Raw genomic sequence first — 19,582 nt, 5'->3', positions numbered from 1 at the left:
CGCTTACCGCGTACGGCCGTGAGCCGCGTTTGTTGTCGTGACGCCACTGTCGTCCCCGGTGGGTTGCGGCTGCCCTGGGGATGGACATGGCTCCGTTAACGGGGTATTAAATCAGATGTTTTAGTAGTGATGGGGGTCACAGGGGAGGGTCTGTGTACACGCTGTTCAGCGTTGACGATCATATCGTTGAGCCGGCACATGTCTGGTCCGATCGGGTGCCGGCCAGATACCGCGATGTGGCCCCGCATGTCGTCGAGGCCGACGGTAGGGAGTTCTGGGTCTACGAGGGCGAGCGGCAGGCCACGATGGGCCTCAATGCTGTCGCGGGGAAGCCCCGGGAGCAGTGGGGTCTGGAACCGCTGCGTTTCGCGGACATGATTCCCGGCTGTTACGACCCGGTGGCCAGAACGCGGGACATGCGTGCTGACGGGATCTTCGCAAGCGTGAACTTCCCGACGTTACCGGGTTTCGGTGGGCGTAAGTTCGTCACCTTCACGGACAAGGACCTGGCGAAGGTCTGTGTCGAGGCGTGGAACGACTTCGTCCTGGACGAGTGGTGTGCCGCCGCTCCCGAGATGTTCGTGCCGATGACCATCGTCCCGTTGTGGGATGTCGAGCTGGCCGTGCGGGAGATGGAGCGGACCCTGGCAAAGGGGTCCAAGGCGCTGTGTTTTGTGGAGGACCCGGCCCCGCTTGGTCTCGGTTCGTGGCACAGCGAGACCTGGGATCCGCTGTTGAGGTTGTGCGAGGAGTCCGGGACGCCGATCTGTATGCACATCGGGTCCGCCGGATCGTCCACGCTGGATCCGGGAACGACGCCCATCGTCGAGATCGCCGCGGCCTTCACCCAGGCCGCTCGCTGCGCGGTCAATGTCATGTGTTCGCCCATGCCCCGCAGGTTCCCCGACATCAGGCTGGTATGGAGCGAGGGCGGCATCGGATGGCTGCCGGCCGCGCTGGAACGGGCGGACCGTCAGTGGGAGCGCCACGGCTTCTGGTCACATCTCGACGCCACGAAGCCGTCGGAGATCGCGAAACGGAACATGTGGTTCTGCATGATCGAAGAACCATGGGGCCTGACCACCCGGGACGTCTTCGGCAGCGATCGGATCCTGTTCGAGTCGGATTACCCCCATGCCGACACGCCGTGGCCGCATACCCAGGCCGCGTGCAAGGAGCTTTTCTCCGGTGTTTCGCGCGACGAGGTCGAGGCAATCACCCATGGCAACGCCGAACGGCTGTTCCGGTTCCCGTTGACCGTCCCGGCCGAAACCGGCGGCGCCTGAGAACGTCGCGTTCCTACTCGCCTGCGACAAACCCCCGAATCGTCGCACGCCAGGTCGACGTTCGTGACCGGTCGGCTCTGCAGACCGCGGTGGAGGACTGCGTCCGGGACCTCGGTGGTCGGCTCGACATCGTCGCAGCCAACGCGGGTATCTCACCCGCGGGCGACCCGCTGTGGGAGCTTGAGTTCCCGGGAATGGGACGACGTCATCGGTGTCAATCTCACGGGCGTCTTCAACACCCTGGCCGTCAGCGTTCCCGTTATGCTCGCGGCCGGTAACGGCGGCTCCATCGTCGTGACGAGTTCGGGCGCTGCTCCGCGGAACCCGCCGGGTCTCTGCGACTACAACGCCTCCAAACACGGTGCGATCGGTGTAGCGCTGACCGCGGCCAACGAACTGGCTTCGCGAGGCATCCGCGTCAACGTGATCTGCCCAGGCACCGTGCAGACGCCGATGGTCACCGCGAACGCAGGGACGTGGAAGCTCTTGCGCCCCGATCTCGAAGCGCCGACGCTGGAGGACGCCAAGCCCGTGTTCACCAGCATCATGCCCCGATGGGCCGGCCGTGGGTCGATCCGGTCGACGTGTCGAACGCCCTTGGGTGGCTTGCGTCGGACGCGGCACGTTACGTTACCGGGATCATCGTGCCGGTCGACCAGGGCAGCCAGAACAAGGCCTGAGATCCCGGCCCGCCCGGCCCGCCCGTACCCGTCGGATCACGACTCGGAGCCGGCGCCGATTCAGGGAACGGGAGGCTGCCCTGTGAGCAGGTTCCCGGCCAACCGGTGGGTGATCCTCAGGGCGCAAAGGCTGTTGACAGGGATGTCTCGCGCCAGGTTTCCAGATCGGCGCGGACCGTGGCCATCTTGCGCTCGACTGCCTGGATGGCGTCGCTGCCGAGGGCGAGGCGGGTCGGCGGCCGATCGGTGTCGAGGACGGCAAGAATGGCCTCGGCCGCTTTCGCGGGATCTCCGGGTTGGGCGCCGTCCATGGCATCCAACCGTTTGCGCGTCTGGGCGGTGATCTCGCGATAGTCCTCGACGAGTGCGGTCGCGTGCCGCAGACCGCCACCGGCCCAGTCTGTGCGGAAGGCTCCTGGACCGACGATGGTTACGTGGATCCCGAGCGGTCGGAGCTCTCCCGCAAGGGCTTCGGAAAGACCTTCGAGTGCGAACTTCGCCGCGTTGTACAGACCCAGGCCCGGACTGCCCAGGATGCCCGCAGCCGAGGAGATGTTCACGATGTGACCACCGCCCTGAGCGCGTAGGAACGGCAGGGCCGCCTTGATGACCTTCAGCGGACCGAAGAAGTTGGTCTCCATGGCCGATCGGGCCTCGTCCTCGCTGACCTCCTCGACGGCGCCGACCAGGCCGTAGCCGGCGTTGTTCACGACGACGTCGAGGCGGCCGGTGTGGGTGGCAGCCGACCTGATCGCGATCCCGACCTGGTCGGCGGGCTCGGTCACGTCGAGTTGTGCCGCGATGCTTCGACCCGGGGCAAGGGCCTCGAAGTCCGCGAACTGGTCGGCCCGGCGAAGGGTTCCGATCACGGTGTCCCCGTGGGCGAGTGCGGCCTCGGCGAGGGCCCGGCCCAGCCCGCCGGAAACACCAGTGATCAGCCAGGTACGTGTCCGGTCCATGTCCACAGGTAGTCCGTTCTCGGTAGTGATCTGCCGGTCAGGTCGGTCAATATAAGTTAATGTCAGTTAATATCGATCAGTCTTCGTTGTTCACCCGGCGCACGAAGCGATGCGGCGGGCGTACATCGTCCGCGGACAGGTCGAACGGCTCATGGGCGTCCACTGGATCCAGGATCTGTTGTCGTGCCGTGCTCATCGGCTACCTCCAAGGCGGCCTGCCCGCGGACCCGAAAATGTCGTGTCCGGTGCGCCGTCAGTCAGGCTGACGGCGCTGCGCCGATCGATGACGCTGATTTAAGGCATTTGTCTTGGTCGATCGGTTCGGATTGACCAGCCTGTGGTCAGTGGGCCGCGCGCAGGAAGCGTCCCGGGCGGGCACCGGTGAGCTCGCCGGCCTCCTGCACGACCGTCCCCGCGACCGCGGTGGCCCGGTAGCCCCCGGCGGGACGGCGCAGCCTCGCGGCACCTGTCGGCAGGTCCGAGGCGAACACGTCCCGCCCCCACTCGAGCTCGTCAAGTGCGAACACGACGATGTCGCCGGCCGCGCCCTCGCGCAGAACGCCGCGGTCGGTGAAACCGAACAGGCCGGCGAGCCGTCCGGTCATCTCGTGCACGGCCCGTTCGAGCGAGAGATCGCCGCGATCCCGGACGTGGCGGGCCAGGGTCAGGGTCGTGTCGCCGATCGCGCACATCATGGCGAGGTGTGCTCCCGCGTCGCTGTTGGCGATGATGGACGCGGGGTGCGCGAGGGTCTGCGCGACGCCGGCCGCGTCGGCGTTCGACACCCCGATGCCGACGATGCCCGGCCTCAGATCGTTGTCCAGGAGCCAGTCGGCGAGTACGTCGGACGGGTGCTCGCCGCGGGCGGCGACGAGGTCGGCCAGGGTGGAGCCGACCCACTTCTCGTTCTCGGGGCGGGTGACGGAGACGAACCGGATCCGTTCGGGGTGGCGGTGCGGGATCATCGTCCGGGGAACCCGGTCCCACTCCTCGCGTGCCCGGACCCGCCACTGCGGGTCGGTCAGCATCCGCTGCTTGTCCTCCGGTGGCGCCTGCACCATCTGGTGCCAGGTCTCCTGCAGGCCCATCCAGGACATCCCGCCGTTCCAGTTCACGTGGATGTCCAGCGTTCTGGGGCTGACCTGCGGGTAGGAGCGGATTCCGCGGTCCTGTAGCTCCCCGGCGAAGTCGAGCATGTCCCGGGCCCAGTCGGGCTTGTCGGAGGCGTGGAAGATACCGATCCAGGAGTGCACCAGGTCACGCCTCCCGCACAGGTCGGCCATCCGTTGTACGTCGATCCGCATCTGACGGCTCGACTGGCCCGGGATGAAGGTCGTGAACCGGGCCCGGTCGGCCAGGACGTCGACCAGTGCGGCGAACTCGGCGTCGTCGGCGATCCGACTCGGCACCGGCCGGCCGTCGCGGTCCTCGTCGAATCCGAGCGAGGTCGACATGCCGAACGCGCCCGCGTCGAGGGAGTCGGCCAGCAGGGCCGCGATCCGTGCCCGCTCCTCGGCCGTGGCCGCCCGCTCCCACGCCTGATCCCCCATGGCGTACTGGCGCAGCATGTTGTGACCGACGAGCCCGGCGACGTTGAGACCGTAGCCGCCGCGTTCCCCGGCGGCGTCCAGGTAGTCGCCGTAGGACTCCCAGTTCCAGGGCAGGGCGACGTCGAGCACCTCACGGGGGAGGTCCTCGATGTAGCAGAACAGGGCCGCGAGCTTTGCTCTGTCGGCGGGCCGGACAGGTGCCAGCGACAGCGAGCAGTTGCCGACCAGCGCGGTCGTCACACCGTGCTGGGGCATCGGGTCGCACAGCGGGTCCCAGAACAGCGTGGGGTCGAAGTGGGTGTGCACGTCGATGAAGCCGGGTGCCACGTAGGCGCCGGACGCGTCGATGACACGCTCACCGTCCGGCTGTAGCCCTACCCCGATCTCCGTGACGATGCCGTCCCGTATCCGGACGTCCCCGGTGCGGGCCGGGGACCCGGTGCCGTCTACGACGTTGCCGCCACGTATGAGCAGGTCTCCCACGAGACACCTCCTATTGAGTATAATAATAATATTATTAAAATAATCAATCTGACGGCATAAGTCGAACGATGCGAGGGAGGAACCTTGGAACGCAGGGTCGCGATCGTCACCGGTGGTACCCGTGGCATCGGTGCCGCGATCACGGAGGTTCTCGCCACCGACGGTGCCCATGTGGCGGCCGTCTACGCCGGTAACCATGCGGGCGCCGACGCGTTGCGTGGGCGTCTGGCCGGCCGGGGCGGTTCGGTCAGCGTGCACGCCGGGGACGTCGGCGACCCGGATTTCTGCCGAAAACTCGTCGACGACGTGCTGGCCGAGCACGGCCGCGTCGACCACCTGGTGAACAACGCCGGACTCCTGGTCGAGAACAGTGCCTTGCGGATGACCGACGAGGACTGGGACCTCGCCCTGCGCGTGAACCTGTCGGGCCCGTGGTACCTGGCCCGGGCCGTGCTCGCGCCGATGGTGGAACGCCGCTTCGGACGCATCGTGAACGTGGGGTCGGTGACCGCGGCCATGGGTAGCCCGGTCGAGGTCGGCTACGGGGCAGCCAAGGCGGGCCTGCTGGGCATGACGCGTTCGCTCGCCCGGGCGGTGGCGCGTAAGGGCGTCACCGTGAACCTCGTCGTGCCCGGCGTCTTCGAGACGGACATGACCAACGCGATGGCTCCCGCCGCGCAGGAGGCCATCCGCGCGATGATCCCGTTGGGACGGCGCGGTGACCCCTTCGAGCTCGCCCACGCGGTCCGCTTCCTCCTGGACGAAAAGGCGGCTTATGTCACCGGGTCGGTGGTCACGGTTGACGGCGGCCTGAGCATGGGCGCGTAGGAATCCACCCGGCCGACTTCACCGAGGATCTACTGAGTAGGCCCCGACCGTCTCGGGGCCGGGGCCGAAGGCGGGGCCGGGACCGAAGGCGGCGCGGAAAGTGATTCGCGCCGCCTTCGGTCGGGTTTCTGGTCAGGCTCTAACCGCCGCAGTAGGGGGCTGGTTGTTGCACCTCGAAGGCGGTACCGGTGGAGTTGATCTGTAGGAAGGTGAAGCACCGGGCGACGTCGCGGTATTTCGATAGATCTACCGGTGGTGCTACCAGGCCGTCGGCGGTGTAGTCGTGGACATCGTGCAGCTTGGTGATGAACGATTGGCGGGTGGGGCAGGGGCCGGCCTCCTGGAGTCCGCGTAGGAACATGTCGGCGGAGATCCAGCCGGTGAGGGCGATCTGCCGGGTGGGTGGTTGGGTTTGAGGGGCGTAGGCGGCCATCGCGTCGATGAACGTCTGGTGGGTGGGCAGGTGCTGTTCGAAGGGGGCCACGTTCACGAACAGGTAGGTCCCGGCGAGTTGGGGGCCGTACATGTTGAGTATGTTCTGGTCGTATCCGCTGGGGGACATGGTGACCTTCAGGGGAACCCGTGCTTGACTGGCGGCAGAGGCGATTCTGGCGAAGGCGTCGACCGTGAGACCACCGGTAAGGACGTCGGCACCAGAGTTTTTGATCTTTGTGGCGATGGCGGCCGGGTCCGTGCCGGTCACGGAGATCTGGTCGGTGTAGACTACGTCGATCCCTGCGGCCTTCAGGCTTTCTGTCATCTTCTGGGCGAAGATGGCCGACGACTCACTGAAAGCGATGCGGAGCACGGCCGCTTTCCGGCCACCCCGGTTTCGCGCGAAGCTTCCCCAGGTCGACAATGCTGGGCCGTCCGTGAGATATTTCGACCAGGTGAACATGTTGTCGTTCTGGCTCCAGGCGGCTTCCGCGCCGCTGCCGACCACCGGTATTCCGTTGTTGTGCAGATAGGCTGCTGAACCGGATGAGACGTTGCTGGACTCGATGACGGCGAAGTCCTGGGAATTCTCGACGAGCGATGTCGCGGCGGAGAGATTCGTGGCCGGGTTGGACGTGTCGTCCGCCCAGTCGTAGGCGAGCGTACGTCCGTTCACTCCGCCATGGCTGTTCGCCAGCCCGAAACGTGCGTCGACACCGGCCCGGAAGTCTGCGAACTGCGGTGCGGCCGGGCCTGAGTTGGGGAAGAGCAGCCCGGCCTTGACCGTCGTCGGACTGACTCCGGGCGTCTGGCAACCAGCGTTCGCTAAGCTGTTCCGTGCGTTGCCGGTGCCGCAGCCGGCTACGAGAACAACAGCAACGACGGCCATTACATGCCGCCGCTGAAACGTAGAACGGTATTGCAAGACGAGCCTCCGTGAGCCTGATATCATTCAGCTTTGCCGATTCGGGGTGTTGCCGGTGTTTCCGAAGGCATGCTAGCTGGTGATTCCGTAGCGGTCGAGCTGGCAGCAGGCGATCGCGTTTTTGCGCAGGGGTTGCCTGTCCGCTGTCTCCTGTTTCGGCCGCCCTGATTTTGTCGCGATCGTTGTGGCTGTGTTCCGTGAGTGTGGGAGCGTCGAGTCGCCGTGGGGGTAGCCGGTCTCGGGCATGATCCGAGCCATTCCACGGAATCGCGGATATCGGTCGGCTGATCGCGGAGAGTGCGTTGACTGTGATCTCGCGGGTGGTGCCCGGCGGGCCGGTCCAGGGTTTGTCAGGGTGGGCCGGTCAGGTGAGTGCCAGTTCCCGGGGGACGACGATGACATCGACGAGTGCGCCGCGCCGCCACACAGTGAGTTCGAGCGGGCGCCCGATGGTCTCCTCGGTCATCAGTCGTTGCAGGTCCCCAGGGGCTGCGACCGGTTGCCCCGCGACGGAGAGCACCAGATCGTCGGCGAACAGACCGGCGCGACCGGCCGGGCTGTCCACGACGACCTCGGCCAGCCGAACGCCGTGCCGGCGGCCGAACCGGTCCGCCAGATGCGGTGGGAGCGGCGCCCTGGCACTTGCCACTCCCAGATAGGCGCGCCGCACCCGGCCGTCGCGTATGAGCGCGGCGAGGATGCGCCGGGTGGTGGCGTTCACCGGGACGGCGAGCCCGAGGCCGATCCCGGCCACCGCCGTGTTCACCCCGATGACATGGGCGTTCGCGTCAGCCAGGGCGCCTCCCGAATTGCCCGGGTTGAGCGCCGCGTCGGTCTGGATCACTTCGTCGATGACGCGGACGGTCGCGCCTGCCCGGGTGGGAAGCGACCGGCCGAGGGCGCTGACGACCCCGGCCGTCACACTGCCGGTCAGGCCCAGTGGATTGCCGACCGCGACGACGAGCTGGCCGACAGTGAGCATGCTTGCGTCGCCGAGAGTAGCCGGCGGCGGGGTCGTACCCCGGGCACGCAGCACCGCGAGGTCGGAGAGCGGATCGGCGCCGATCACGTCCACCTGGCTTTCGGTACCGTCGGCGAACTCGGCCATTCCCGTCACACCGCGGATTCCCGCGTTCCCGCGACCGCTGTCGACGACGTGCGCGGAGGTGAGGAGGAAGCCGTCATCGGTGAAGACCACGGCCGACCCGGCCCCCTCGCCGCGGACGGTCCGTACCCGCAGGCTCGCGACGGCGGGGGAGACGGTGGCGGCGACATGGGTCACCACCTGCGAGTAGGCGTCCATCGGATCCGACATCCCGACCTCCCGACCGACTCCCGGCACCCGCACTGATTACAGGGTTACACGAGTAACAGCGTAGAAGCACCGGCCAGGCTTCCCGCATCACCGTCCGCCCTGGGCGGACACCGAGACGCGGGCGGGGGAGAGACGCGGGCGGGGGAGAGACCGTGTCCACCTCGAGGGGTCAGCGAGTGCGCTTGGGCCGTCGGGTGGAACGGCGGACCTCGCCCGGGGTGCGGATGCGGCGGCCGGAGCTGTGGCGCTGGAGCGGTTCGATCACCAGCGTGCGCAGCTCGTCCAGCCCGGTGGTATCAGGATGGCCCGAGTGTGTCAGGGCGCCGAACAGATTACGCACCTCGGCGGCGGGTGCCTCTGCGGTGAGTGTTTCGCGCACCACGTCCGGGCCGGCGATCTCCAGTAGCTGGAGCAGTTGTTCGGTGATGGCCAGCAGCTGTTCCCGGTCGGTGAGGTCGTCCTCGCCGAGCTGCCCGTCGAGGACGAGGAACTGGACGGCGATCGGTCCGAGCGTGGTGTCGGAGCGCAGCCGCCGGAGCAGCGCGGCCCGGTCGGGTCGGGCGGCGGTCAGCGCGTCGAGCATCGCGGCGGTCCGGCTACGGAAGGGACAGTGGCGCACCGCGTCGAGCAGCCGGTCCAGGCCGACCTCCTCCTCGCCGCCGTGGCCCGCCAACCAGCCGGCGATCTCCTCCTGACCGGTTTTCGGGGTGTGCTGCTCGGCGATCATGCCGAGCAGTTGCGCGGGGGTGGCGTCGGACAGTTCACCGACCAGCGGCGCGTTGCGCCCCTGCGCGAGCAGCCGGGCACGGACCGCATGGGTGCCCAGTGGGCTGAGCGTCACGATCTCGACGGGCCCGGCGTCGGGCGCGAGAGCCGCGCGGAGCCGTTCCCGGGTGTCCTGGGGCAGGACGGTTGCACCGCTGTTGACGCCGAAGCCGCTGTTGACGCCGTCGCCGTCGTCGAGGTCGCCGTCGTCGTCGAGGTCGGTGTGGAACATCGGATCGGCGGACCCGGTGCTCAATACCAGCCCGCCGACATCGGCCAGGACGTGCAGTATCCGCCCGAGGTCGCTGCTGACCGTGCGACGCCAGACCGCCTGCTGTGACCGGCCGGCACTGTCGATCTCGAAGGCGGCCTGGCAGGACAGCCAGACGCTTTCCTCCAGGCGCACCACCGGGATGGGTTCGGGCATGCCGTAGACGGCGTTGAGGACGTCGGGGACCACGTCCTCGAAAAGTTCGTGAAGCATCCCGTGGGGCTGGCCCTGCCATACCGGCCGCACAACCGTGTCGGCCAGCTCAACGAACGTGTCGAAGGCCCTGGTCCACAACGCCAGGCCGTCGCGCAGCAGCGGTTGGGATTTCGCGATCTGCACCAGCCTGTTCTTCACCACCCGGATCAGCCGGATCTTCCTGGCCCAGTCGAGGACCAGGGTGAGCTCGGTCAGTTCCGCGCTGCTCTTGGTGCGATATACCCGGTCGCCGATGACGGGGTCGATGACATCGCGGGTACCGAGCAACGCGACCAGTTCACGGGCGTCGGCGAGTTTGAGCTGGCCGGTGGCGGTCAATACGCGACCGTCACGGCCCACCCAGTCGGTGAGCGCCCGCAACTGCCCTACGAGTCGGGTCTCCTCCGCCATGGCGGCAAGGTCGCTTCTCGGTGGGAGCGACACCGGCAGCTGCGGGTAGGCGCGTTCCTGTCGGCTGCCGGCGCGCAGAAGATGCTGGGTGACGATGTGACCGAGTGCCGCATCGTCATGTTCGATCCGGCCGGCCTGGGCGTCCTCGGTGAAGCGTTGCATCGCCACCGCGTCGGTGGGATCGATACCGGATGCGGTTGCCTGCATCACCCAGAACTTCGCGATGCCGAAGTTCCGTTCGTCGGACATCGCCTGCCGGAACTCGCCACTGGCGGTGCTGACCGCGGCCTCGAGGTCGGGCAGGGTGTCGCCGGTCGGATCGTCCAGGTCGGTATGGCGGAGATAACGCAGGAGGGTGCGCAGCGTGTCGGGAGTATCCGCGGCGTCGTCCGCGGTGACGGACAGCCTCTGCGGGATCCAGGTCAGCAGGAACTCCCGGACGAGGTCGACGGTCCAGAACCCGAGGCGTCCGTCGATGCTGTGGTGCCGGAAATCCAGCGTGGCCGACAGGATGAACGGGTCCGCGGCCATGTCCTGCTCCCGCGCCCAAGCCGTGCACCGGCGGATCAGCAGATCCTTCCCGGCCTCGAACTCGTTGTTCTGCTCAGGTTCGAAGTGCATACGCATGCCCAGTCGACGCCTTTTCTGTCGATGTCCTGCCTGCAAGGCTAACGGTCGGAGGGCAAGCGAACACATCCGGCCCGTCCGGCTGGGCCCGCATCCCGGTCGGTGCTGCCCGGATCGGTGCGCGGTTCAGGGGTGCCAGGCGGTGAGCAGGTGATCAGGGCCGAAGGCGTCCTCGAACCGCCGCTCTCTGAGTGATCAGCGCCGTCCCGCGGCGCCTCGATGAACGCCACGACGGCCTCACCCGAGGGTCCGTGTGGCCGGGACGTCGATGGTCAGGCCGCGGCCACCGATGTAACCGGTCGCGCCGAACACCACACACCGCATGCGTCCGACCTTCCCGCTATGCGTAGGTGGAAACCATCGCGATAGCAACGGAAACCACCTACGGATATCGGCGAACCCCCGCCGGCTGTAGGTGGAAACCATCGTGATAGCAACGGTTTCCACCTACAGCCGGCGGGGGCAGGTGGCACGAGGATCGGGGCTCAGGGGTGGCGGCGCAGCAGGCCTTCCTGCGCGACGGAGACGACGAGGCGGCCGTCCTCGGTGTAGATCTCGCCGCGAGCGAAGCCACGCTCGCCGAAGGCCGATGGGCTGTCCTGCACGTAGAGCAGCCATTCGTCGGCACGGAACGGACGGTGGAACCACATGGCGTGGTCGAGACTTGCCAGCGAGATCCTCGGGCCGTCCGCCGACCGGTGTGGGAGCACGGTCGTCGCGATCAGGTGGAGGTCGGAGGCGTATGCCACCGCGCAGGCGTGGTAGAGCGGGTCGTCGGGCAGCGTCCCCCGCGCGCGGAACCACCGTCGCTGGTACGGGGCGTGCGGATCTCCGAGATGGGACATGACCGGTGGCAGGACGGATCCGTCCGGTCCCTGCGTCGCTATCGGTCGAACATCTAGATACCGTCGGAAAAACGGCTCGATCGCTCCACCGTCCGAGAAGATCTCCTCGGCCGGTGCGGGTGCGTCATCGGGCGGGGGCGACTGCGGCATCGGTGACTGGTGCTCGAAGCCGTCGGCGGCCCGGTGGAACGACGCGGACATGTTGAAGATCGCTTTGCCGTGCTGGATCGCGACCACCCGCCGGGTCGTGAACGACCGCCCGTCACGAATCGGGTCGACCTCGTAGACAATCGGCGCCGCGGGATCCCCCGGTAGCAGGAAGTAGGCGTGCAGCGAGTGCACCGGACGGTCGGGAGCGACGGTCCGACCGGCGGCGATCAGTGCCTGCGCCGCCACATGGCCACCGAATACCCTGGTCGGCGCCGTGTGCCACGACCAGCCACGGAAGATGTTGGTTTCAATGCGGTCGAGGTTGAGGACCTCGGCCAGCGAGTCGGTCTCCGCACGTGTCACCTGATCGACGTTACCTACCCTGCGCCGTCACTCCCCCCAGGAGGTCGAGGACTGTGGCCTGGTCGTAGCCGGTTTCCCGGTTCGTCGCCAGCAGGTGCGCCCGCCACAGGTCCTCGGCCTCCGTCGCCGCGCCGGCCTCGATCAGCGCGACGACCCGCCGATGGGGGTGGTGCCGCTCGATGCCGTCATCCGGGACCGCCGGGCCGGTGTCGGTGACCAGTCCGCTGTCATGGGCCAGGTTGATGATGTGGCGCAGCATCCCCGCGAGCACGATGAGGGTTTTGTTGCCGGCGAGTTCGACCAGGAGGCTCTGGAAGTTCGCCTGCGCGGCTCGTAGCCGACTGGGATCGTTGCCGGCGGCCTCGACCGCACCGAGCGCAGCCGCCAGACTGGCGAGATCGTCGTCCGTGCGGCTCTGCGCGAGCTGGCGGACGCAGGGCGGCTCAAGCAGAGCTCGGGCCTGGTGGATGTCGGCGAGGGTCGTGCCGCGGTGTTCCAGGACGAGCGCGGCGTAACGGGCGGCCACGTCACCGTTGGGTGTGTGCACGCGGGCACCACCGTGGGCCCCTCGGCGGACGCTGATCAACGCTTCGGATTCCAGGACGCGGAACGCCTCGCGCAGGGTCGGGCGTGAGACGCCGAACTGTTCCATCAGGACGGCTTCCGGGGGAAGCGCGTCGCCTTCGGTGAGTTCGCCGCGCACGATCTGGCGCCGAAGGTGCGCGGCGACCAGCTCGGCGGTTTTGGGAACCCGTACCTGCCGGCCGATGCGGCCCTCGCCGATCAGTGGCCCGCTCGGCCCGCTCGGCCCGCCGCCGGGCTCCCTGACGCCGACCGGACCGTTCGTTGCGATGTCGGCTGCGTTCAGTAACGCCATGACGGTCGGCCCCCCAGAGACATCCGGCTGCAGGCGGACCAGGGGTGATCCCGTGGTCGCAAGTCAGCACCCTTCGATCGGACGATCATGCCGTCGGCGCTGGCGATGTCACCAGAAGTGCCGGCGAGGTTGCATTGTGACACCACAAGTCGATGGTGTGCGTGAGGGGTGGCATGACGACTGCGAAGCGGCGAAATCTGGTGGCTAATTGTCATCGATTATTACTAAGGGCATCCGAGGTAGGGCGCTCGGTCAGAGGGTGGCGGGGAACTTCTCCTCGCTCTCGAGCGTGACCGCCACGGCGTGGACGACCGAGGCGACCCGGATCGCGTCCTGGATGGCCTCCCGGGTCATCCCGTGCCGGCGCAGCTCGTGTTCGTGTGCCTGCAGGCAGCGTCCACAGCCGTTGATCGCCGAAACGGCCAGCGACCACAGTTCGAAGTCGACCTTGTCGACGCCGGGGTTGGTGATGGCGTTCATGCGCAGCCCGGCCGGCAACCGCGAGTACTCGTCATCCGCCAGCAGGTGAAGGGTGCGGTAGTACACGTTGTTCATCGCCATCAGTGCCGCCGCGGTCCTCGCCGCCGTGTGTGCCTCGGGCGTGAGGTGCGTACGCGCCTCCGCGGTCAGTTCCGCGACGACGGTGCGGTTGCGGCTGGCGATCGCCGATGCCAGTACCGTTCCCCACAGCTGCTGCTCGGACAGGTGTGACCGGCCGGTCACCGAGCCGAGGTTGAGACGGATGTCCCTGGCGAAGTCCGGCAGGTCCGCCCGCAGCGTGGCCACACCCGCCGCACTCGCCGCACTCGCCGCACTCGCCGCACTCGCCGCACTCGCCGCACTCGCCGCACCTGCCACACCGCCTGCCACGTTCGGCACGCCGCTCATCATGCCGCCACCGTGACCGGTGTCGGCCCGCCGTTACTGAGGGTAGCGTCGCCCTTCGTCCAGTTACACGGGCAGAGCTCGTCGGTCTGCAGGGCGTCGAGAACCCGCAGGACCTCCTCGGGGTTGCGGCCCACACTGCCCGCGGTGACCATTGCGAACTGGATGGCGCCGTCCGGGTCGATGATGAATGTCACGCGGTCCGCGACACCGTCGGCGTTGAGTGCCCCCACCGCGCGGGTGAGTTCCCGCTTGACGTCGGCGAGCATCGGGAACGGCAGGTCGGTCAGGTCGGGGTGGTTCTGCTTCCATGCCAGGTGGACGTATTCGCTGTCCACGGAGACGCCGAGGACCTGGGCGTCCCGGTCGGCGAACTCGGCCGCCAGACGCCCGAACGCGGCGATCTCGGTCGGACACACGAAGGTGAAGTCCTTCGGCCAGAAGAACACGATCCGCCACTGGCCCGGACGGCTGGCGGACGTCTCCTGCACGAAGGCCGTGTCCGGGTCGCTGGAGACCACGCCGACCAGGCCGTACTCGGGAAAGGTGTCGCCGATGGTAAGCACGCTTGCCTGCTCCTCTCTGGGGCTTGCTTTCTCTGGTACGACTTTCGCCGCTCACGACTGAGAAGAGAAATCAGAAGATTCAGCAAGACTGATAGTGTTTTGCTATGGCTCGACCCAGCCCCACAGTCGCCCAGCTGCGTGCCCTGGTGGCGGTGGCGGACAGCGGCCACTTCGGCCGGGCCGCGGCCGCGCTGCACGTGAGCCAGCCCACGCTGTCGAGCGCAGTCGCCTCGCTCGAACGCACCCTCGGCGTCCAGCTGGTCGAGCGGACAACCCGCAGCGTTCTGATCACCGGGGTCGGTGAGGACGTGGTGCGCCGGGCGCGTGGTGTGCTCGGCGCCATCGACGACATCGGCGAGGCGGCCATCCGGGCGCGGGAACCGCTGTCGGGTGACATCCGGCTCGGCGTGATCCCCACCGTCGCGCCCTACCTGCTGCCGCGGCTGCTGCTGTCCCTGCGCGGGACCCATCCGCAGATACGGTTGAGCCTGCGGGAGTCACAGACCACGTCCATCCTGGCCGAACTACGGGGCGGACTGCTCGATCTCGCGCTGATCGCGCTTCCCGCCGACGAGCCCGGCGTTGCCGAACTGCCCCTCTACGATGAGGACTTCGTCCTGGTCACCCCGGCCGACCATCCGCTTGCCGGTGGAGTCGCCCTACCCGTGGTGGCCCTCGCCGGCCAGGAACTCCTGCTGCTGGAGGACGGGCACTGCTTCCGGGCACAGGCGCTGGAGGTCTGCCGCGAGGCCGGTGCCCGCGAGCGTTCGGCGTTGCGCGCCGCCAGCCTGTCGACGATCGTGCAGATGGTCGCCGGGGGCCTCGGGCTCACACTGCTGCCCGTCGCCGCCGTCGGCGTCGAGGTGGGCCAGGGTCGTGGTCTCGCGGTCGCGACGTTCCGCAGCCCGCCTCCGCACCGGCGGATCGGGCTGGCCTACCGGTCCACGTCGGCCCGGGTCGAGGACTGGATGCTGCTCGCCGGTGAGATCCGGGCCGCGCTGCCGGGTACCGGACTCGCACTCACCCCCGTCTGACGGCGCCGGAGCACCTCGGATCAGTGTCCGTGGTGCGTGGGGCCGTGCGGATCGACGCAGTGACCGGGTCGTCGTCCGTCGTCGGCTCGGTTCGAGACGGCCAGCACCACGGGTCCGACATGGTCGACCTGCAGCGTGACGTGGTCGATCTCCCAGCGGTCGTGCAGCAGGTCACGCAGGTCGTGTTGGACCTGGTGGCAGTCTCCCTGGGGGACCACCAGCACGTGCGCGGACAACGCGGGCATCCCGGAAGTGACCTCCCAGACGTGCAGGTCATGCACTTCCGCGACATCCGTCCAGCGGGCGAGGGTGCGTCCGATCTCGTCCGGGTCGAGCCCGGCGGGAGCCGCCTCCAGGAAGACCCGACCGGACGCCCGCACCAGGACCACCCCGGCGCGGCCCATCAGGGCGGCCACGGTCAGGGCGGCAAGCGCATCCGCGCGGTCGAACCCGGTGACGAACACCACCAGCCCCGCGACCGCGGTCGCCCCGAATGCGTACAGGTCGCTCAGGATGTGCTGGAAGGCACCTTCGACGTTCAGACTACGGCGGTCCGCGCGGGCCAGGAGCCAGGTCGCCGCCAGGTTGACAACCACCCCGGCGATGGCCGTGACCAGGACCGGACCGCCGGAGACGGCGGTGGGATGCACGAGTCGTCCGATGCCTTCGGCCACGAACAGCGTGGCGAGAACGAGCAGGGTCAGGCCGTTGGCCTGCGCCGAGAGGATCTCCGCCCGCTTCCAGCCGTAGGTGAGGCGGCCGGACGCCGGGCGGGCGGCAAGCCGTGCCGCCACCAGGGCCAGGCCTATCGCGCCGGCGTCGGTCAGCATGTGCGCGGCGTCGGACAGCAGTACCAATGACGACGCGGCGATCCCGGCCGCGATTTCCGCGACCATGAAGCCGAGGATCAGGCCGAGCGCGCCACGTAGGTACCGGGCGTCGGTCGATGTCGACGGATGGTGACGGTGATGGTGGTGGGTTTTCGAAGGGGTGGCTGTCACCGTTGTGGCGGTGACATTCATTTCCGATTCAGCTCGGCCGGAATTACTGCTCACGACCCGATCGTAGAACGCGTGACCGACATGTGGCTGCCGATCGAACCGCATCGGCGTTCTTACATTCTTTCTCACGTCGGTCACGGTATTTGTGATCCTCGGCGTGGGCACTGGCGCGGAGTCGACCGGGATGGTAGACGGGCGGTGTGTGGGGAATAACTCACGGGGGTGACGACCGGCAGGCTGCCGTCACCCGGGACGAGGGCACACCCGTGCCGCCGCGAGGGAGAGGGATCGGCAGATGGGACCTTCGAGCCGGGCGTCGTCCACGCCCGGACCACAGGGTATATCCGAAACATCCCGAAATATCGCCTGTATGATGACCGGGCCGGCGGATGCCGGCCCCCGGGACTGTGATCCCGCGAAACAGCCACGCGGTACCAACCGCGTTACCCGGTCTCGCCGGTCACGGCCGAACACGATATCCGGCGGGATTGTCGGAATCGATCAACCGCTGACCTGCGAAGCTACGTCCCTGCTTTTGCCGGGTATCAACGATCGGACAAGCCGTGTCGTGCTTCTGTAGCCGAATGGCCGTACCGTCTTCGTCCATGAACGATACGCGAATCGCGACTGTCGGTGTCGAGGAGGAGTTTCACATCCTCGACACCACCTCGCGACAGCTCGTACCTCGGGCCGGCGCTGTCCTGGAGCGTCTTCCCGAGGATCGTTTCGCCGCCGAGCTGTTGAAGTCGGTGGTGGAAACCAACAGTCGGCCATGTACCGACCTGGAGGATCTGCGGGTCGACCTGCTGGACCTGCGCCGCGAGCTTGCTGCCGCGGCCGAGCTGCTCGGTCTCGGCCCCGCGTCCGCGGGAACCGTCCCGCTGGTCGACCCGGACGTGCTGGGAATCAGCCGCGATCCCCGTTACGAGCAGATGCTGGAGGAGTATCAACTCCTCGCCCGGGAACAGCTGATCTGTGGCGCCCAGGTGCATGTGGACGTCGCGGACCGTGACCTTGCGATGGCGGTGGTTGCATGGGTTGCGCCGTGGCTGCCGATGCTGCTCGCCCTGTCGGCAAGCTCCCCTTACTGGAAGGGCGTTGACAGCGGGTATGCCAGCATGCGCACGCTGGTCTGGCAGCGGTGGCCGACCGCGGGCGTGGCCGGTTCGTTCAGGACCGCCGCCGAGTACGACCAGCTCGTCGCGGATCTGATCAAGTCCGGGGTGATCAGCGACCCTGGCATGGTCTATTTCGACGTCCGCCCGTCCGCGCATCTGCCCACCGTCGAGCTGCGCATCTGCGACGCGTGCCCGGACGTCGACAACGTCATTCTCATCGCCGGCCTGTTCCGCGCGCTGGTCCGCCGGGCGACCCTGGCGATCGAGATCGGCGTTCCCGCGCCACCACCGCGTACCGAACTGTTGCGGGCGGCGACCTGGCGAGCGGCCCGCTCCGGGATCGAAGGCGATCTCGTCGACCTGGCCGGCGCGGGCCCGGTACCCGCCGAGGAACTGCTGCGGCGGCTGTTGGGTGAGGTCCGCGCCGAACTTGAGCACGCCGGCGACTGGGAGCTGGTGACCGCTCTCGCTCAGCAGGCGATCGGGCGCGGCAGCGCCGCGGCCCGGCAGCGGCGGGCCTTCGCGCGGCGTGAGCGGCTCGCTGACGTCGCTGATCTGATCCTCGCCGAGACGCGCGACGCCTCGACATCCTCAGGCCTGGCCGGCGGTACCCGCCCGCCGGTCCGCCCGGGTCATCCGACCCTGCTCGACGACTACCGGCCGGACGGCTTCGACGAGGTGGTGGACTCCCACGGGGTGGTTCGCGCTCCCTACCGGGCTCTGATGCGGACCCTGGACCGTCTCGGGCCGGCGGCGCTGGCCGAACGCGCCGACGCCCGAGGCGCCGAACAGGTCCTGCGGGGCGTGGTGTTCCGGGTGTCCGGTGAGGACGCGGCCCGTCCCTTCCCGTTCGACCTGGTGCCGCGGATCGTCTCCGCCACCGACTGGGCACGGTTGCAGACCGGTCTCGCGCAGCGGGTCCGGGCGCTCGAGGCGTTCCTGCACGACGCCTACGGCGAGCAGGCCGCCGTCGCCGACGGCGTGGTCCCGGCGTGGGCGGTGCGAGACGCCCCGGGGATGCGGGCCGCGGGCTACGCGGTGTCCGCGGACGCGGTGCGGGCCACGGTCACCGGCATCGACCTGGTCCGCGACGCCGACGGGAGCTGGTTCGTCCTCGAGGACAACCTGCGGGTGCCCTCCGGGGTCGCCTACGCACTGGAAGGTCGGCGCCTGACCTGCTCGGTGCTGCCCGAACTGACCCCACCCGGCGAGATCATGGGGATGGACGGCGTGCCCGCCCTGCTGCACGAGGCGTTGGTCGCGGCGGCGCCCGCACGGATGACCGGGGAGCCAACGGTTGCGGTGCTCACCGACGGGTCGGACAACTCCGCTCATTTCGAGCACGCCCTGTTGGCTGAGGAGATGGGTGTGGCGCTGGTCGAGCCGTCGGACCTGCTCGTCGAGGACGGCATCGTCCACCACCTCGACCGTGGCCGGCGGCGTCGCCTCGACGTGCTGTACCGGCGCTTCGACGAGGAGGATCTTGAGACCGCCGTGGGTGCTGACGGTCAGCCCCTGGGAGCCGCGCTCATCGGTGCGGTGCGGGCGGGGACCCTGAGCCTCGCCAACGCGCCCGGTAACGGTGTCGCCGACGACAAGGTCCTCTACGCCTACGTCCCACAGCTGATCAGCTACTACCTGGGCGAGCAGCCGCTGCTCGACGACGTCCGTACCTACGTCTGCGGCGATCCGGAGCAGTGCGCGTACGTGCTCGACCACCTCGACGAGCTGGTGGTCAAACCGGCGGACGGCTACGGCGGGGACGGCGTGCTGATCGGCCCGCGGGCGGACCCCACCGAGCTCGCCGCGGCCCGAACGCGCATCCTGGCCGATCCGCGGCGCTGGATCGGCCAGGAACTGGTACGGCTGTCGACCCATCCGACCTGGCATGACGGTCGTCTCCAGCCGTGCTCGGTCGACCTGCGTGCCTTCGTCTACCTCGGCGAGCAGGCCGTGGTCGCGCCCGCGGCGCTGACCCGGGTCGCACCCGTGGGCAGCCTGATCGTCAATTCG

The 19,582-nt window shown here is 68.3% G+C and carries 15 protein-coding genes and 1 pseudogene; 6 read left to right on the top strand and 10 right to left on the bottom strand.

All coding sequences use genetic code 11. From position 1 onward, the window contains the following. Window positions 1-152: 152 nt before the first annotated feature. The 3 genes and pseudogenes from NBW77_RS06580 (at window position 153) to NBW77_RS22035 (ending at window position 1,966) form a co-directional block, all read left to right on the top strand. Window positions 153-1,286 (top strand): amidohydrolase family protein, encoded by a 1,134-nt coding sequence (locus NBW77_RS06580; RefSeq protein WP_131747295.1) that lies wholly within the window; start codon window positions 153-155, stop codon window positions 1,284-1,286. A 63-nt stretch (window positions 1,287-1,349) separates the two neighbouring features. Continuing rightward, window positions 1,350-1,751 (top strand): annotated as a pseudogene (locus tag NBW77_RS22300) (SDR family NAD(P)-dependent oxidoreductase); the annotation flags it as partial. Window positions 1,752-1,762: 11 nt separating this feature from the next. After that, entirely contained in the window at window positions 1,763-1,966 is a 204-nt protein-coding gene (locus NBW77_RS22035; RefSeq protein ID WP_284346893.1) for an SDR family oxidoreductase, read from the top strand. A 116-nt stretch (window positions 1,967-2,082) separates the two neighbouring features. On the opposite strand, the gene NBW77_RS06570 is transcribed toward NBW77_RS22035, so the two are convergent. Next, entirely contained in the window at window positions 2,083-2,925 is an 843-nt protein-coding gene (locus NBW77_RS06570; protein ID WP_250279429.1) for an oxidoreductase, read from the bottom strand. Between the two features lie 341 nt (window positions 2,926-3,266). Continuing rightward, window positions 3,267-4,958 carry an N-acyl-D-amino-acid deacylase family protein gene (locus NBW77_RS06565; RefSeq protein WP_131747293.1) on the bottom strand — a complete coding sequence of 564 codons (1,692 nt, stop codon included), beginning with the start codon at window positions 4,956-4,958 and terminating at the stop codon, window positions 3,267-3,269. An 84-nt stretch (window positions 4,959-5,042) separates the two neighbouring features. Here NBW77_RS06565 and NBW77_RS06560 point away from each other — a divergent pair, with 84 nt between their 5' ends. After that, window positions 5,043-5,786, top strand: a complete 744-nt coding sequence (locus NBW77_RS06560) for a 3-oxoacyl-ACP reductase family protein (RefSeq protein WP_131747292.1) — start codon at window positions 5,043-5,045, stop codon at window positions 5,784-5,786. Window positions 5,787-5,925: 139 nt separating this feature from the next. Here NBW77_RS06560 and NBW77_RS06555 read toward each other — a convergent pair whose 3' ends face one another. The 7 genes from NBW77_RS06555 to NBW77_RS06525 form a co-directional block, all read right to left on the bottom strand. Further along, window positions 5,926-7,110, bottom strand: coding sequence for an ABC transporter substrate-binding protein (locus NBW77_RS06555; RefSeq protein ID WP_131747291.1), 1,185 nt, complete (start codon window positions 7,108-7,110; stop codon window positions 5,926-5,928). 400 nt (window positions 7,111-7,510) lie between these two features. After that, window positions 7,511-8,461: a S1C family serine protease gene (locus tag NBW77_RS06550; protein ID WP_131747290.1), complete on the bottom strand. Its 951-nt coding sequence runs from the start codon at window positions 8,459-8,461 to the stop codon at window positions 7,511-7,513. A 169-nt stretch (window positions 8,462-8,630) separates the two neighbouring features. Further along, a complete protein-coding gene (locus NBW77_RS06545; RefSeq protein ID WP_250279427.1) occupies window positions 8,631-10,730 on the bottom strand; it encodes a hypothetical protein in 2,100 nt (699 codons plus the stop codon). 485 nt (window positions 10,731-11,215) lie between these two features. Beyond that, complete coding sequence (locus NBW77_RS06540) at window positions 11,216-12,088, bottom strand: acyl-CoA thioesterase (protein ID WP_250279425.1); 873 nt, start codon at window positions 12,086-12,088, stop codon at window positions 11,216-11,218. Between the two features lie 10 nt (window positions 12,089-12,098). Further along, window positions 12,099-12,965, bottom strand: coding sequence for a FadR/GntR family transcriptional regulator (locus tag NBW77_RS06535; protein ID WP_131747287.1), 867 nt, complete (start codon window positions 12,963-12,965; stop codon window positions 12,099-12,101). Between the two features lie 252 nt (window positions 12,966-13,217). Then, the gene (gene ahpD / locus NBW77_RS06530; protein ID WP_131747286.1) at window positions 13,218-13,751 is read right to left on the bottom strand and encodes an alkylhydroperoxidase, AhpD family; all 534 of its coding nucleotides are present in this window, start codon (window positions 13,749-13,751) and stop codon (window positions 13,218-13,220) included. Between the two features lie 101 nt (window positions 13,752-13,852). Further along, window positions 13,853-14,416 carry a peroxiredoxin gene (locus tag NBW77_RS06525; RefSeq protein ID WP_131747285.1) on the bottom strand — a complete coding sequence of 188 codons (564 nt, stop codon included), beginning with the start codon at window positions 14,414-14,416 and terminating at the stop codon, window positions 13,853-13,855. A 104-nt stretch (window positions 14,417-14,520) separates the two neighbouring features. Here NBW77_RS06525 and NBW77_RS06520 point away from each other — a divergent pair, with 104 nt between their 5' ends. After that, window positions 14,521-15,450 (top strand): hydrogen peroxide-inducible genes activator, encoded by a 930-nt coding sequence (locus tag NBW77_RS06520; protein ID WP_250279424.1) that lies wholly within the window; start codon window positions 14,521-14,523, stop codon window positions 15,448-15,450. 20 nt (window positions 15,451-15,470) lie between these two features. Here the strand turns inward: NBW77_RS06520 and NBW77_RS06515 are convergent, their stop codons facing one another. Next, window positions 15,471-16,472 (bottom strand): cation diffusion facilitator family transporter, encoded by a 1,002-nt coding sequence (locus NBW77_RS06515; RefSeq protein WP_131747284.1) that lies wholly within the window; start codon window positions 16,470-16,472, stop codon window positions 15,471-15,473. Between the two features lie 584 nt (window positions 16,473-17,056). Between NBW77_RS06515 and NBW77_RS06510 the strand changes: the two genes are divergently transcribed. Beyond that, window positions 17,057-19,582 (top strand): carboxylate--amine ligase/circularly permuted type 2 ATP-grasp protein (locus tag NBW77_RS06510; RefSeq protein ID WP_250279422.1); only part of this gene is annotated, 2,526 nt, incomplete at its 3' end.

This window comes from Frankia sp. Cppng1_Ct_nod, from assembly GCF_920656135.1.
Classification (GTDB): domain Bacteria; phylum Actinomycetota; class Actinomycetes; order Frankiales; family Frankiaceae; genus Protofrankia; species Protofrankia meridionalis.
The sequence above is the reverse complement of the archived record's forward strand: the minus strand, read 5'-3'. Positions and strand labels throughout refer to the sequence as shown.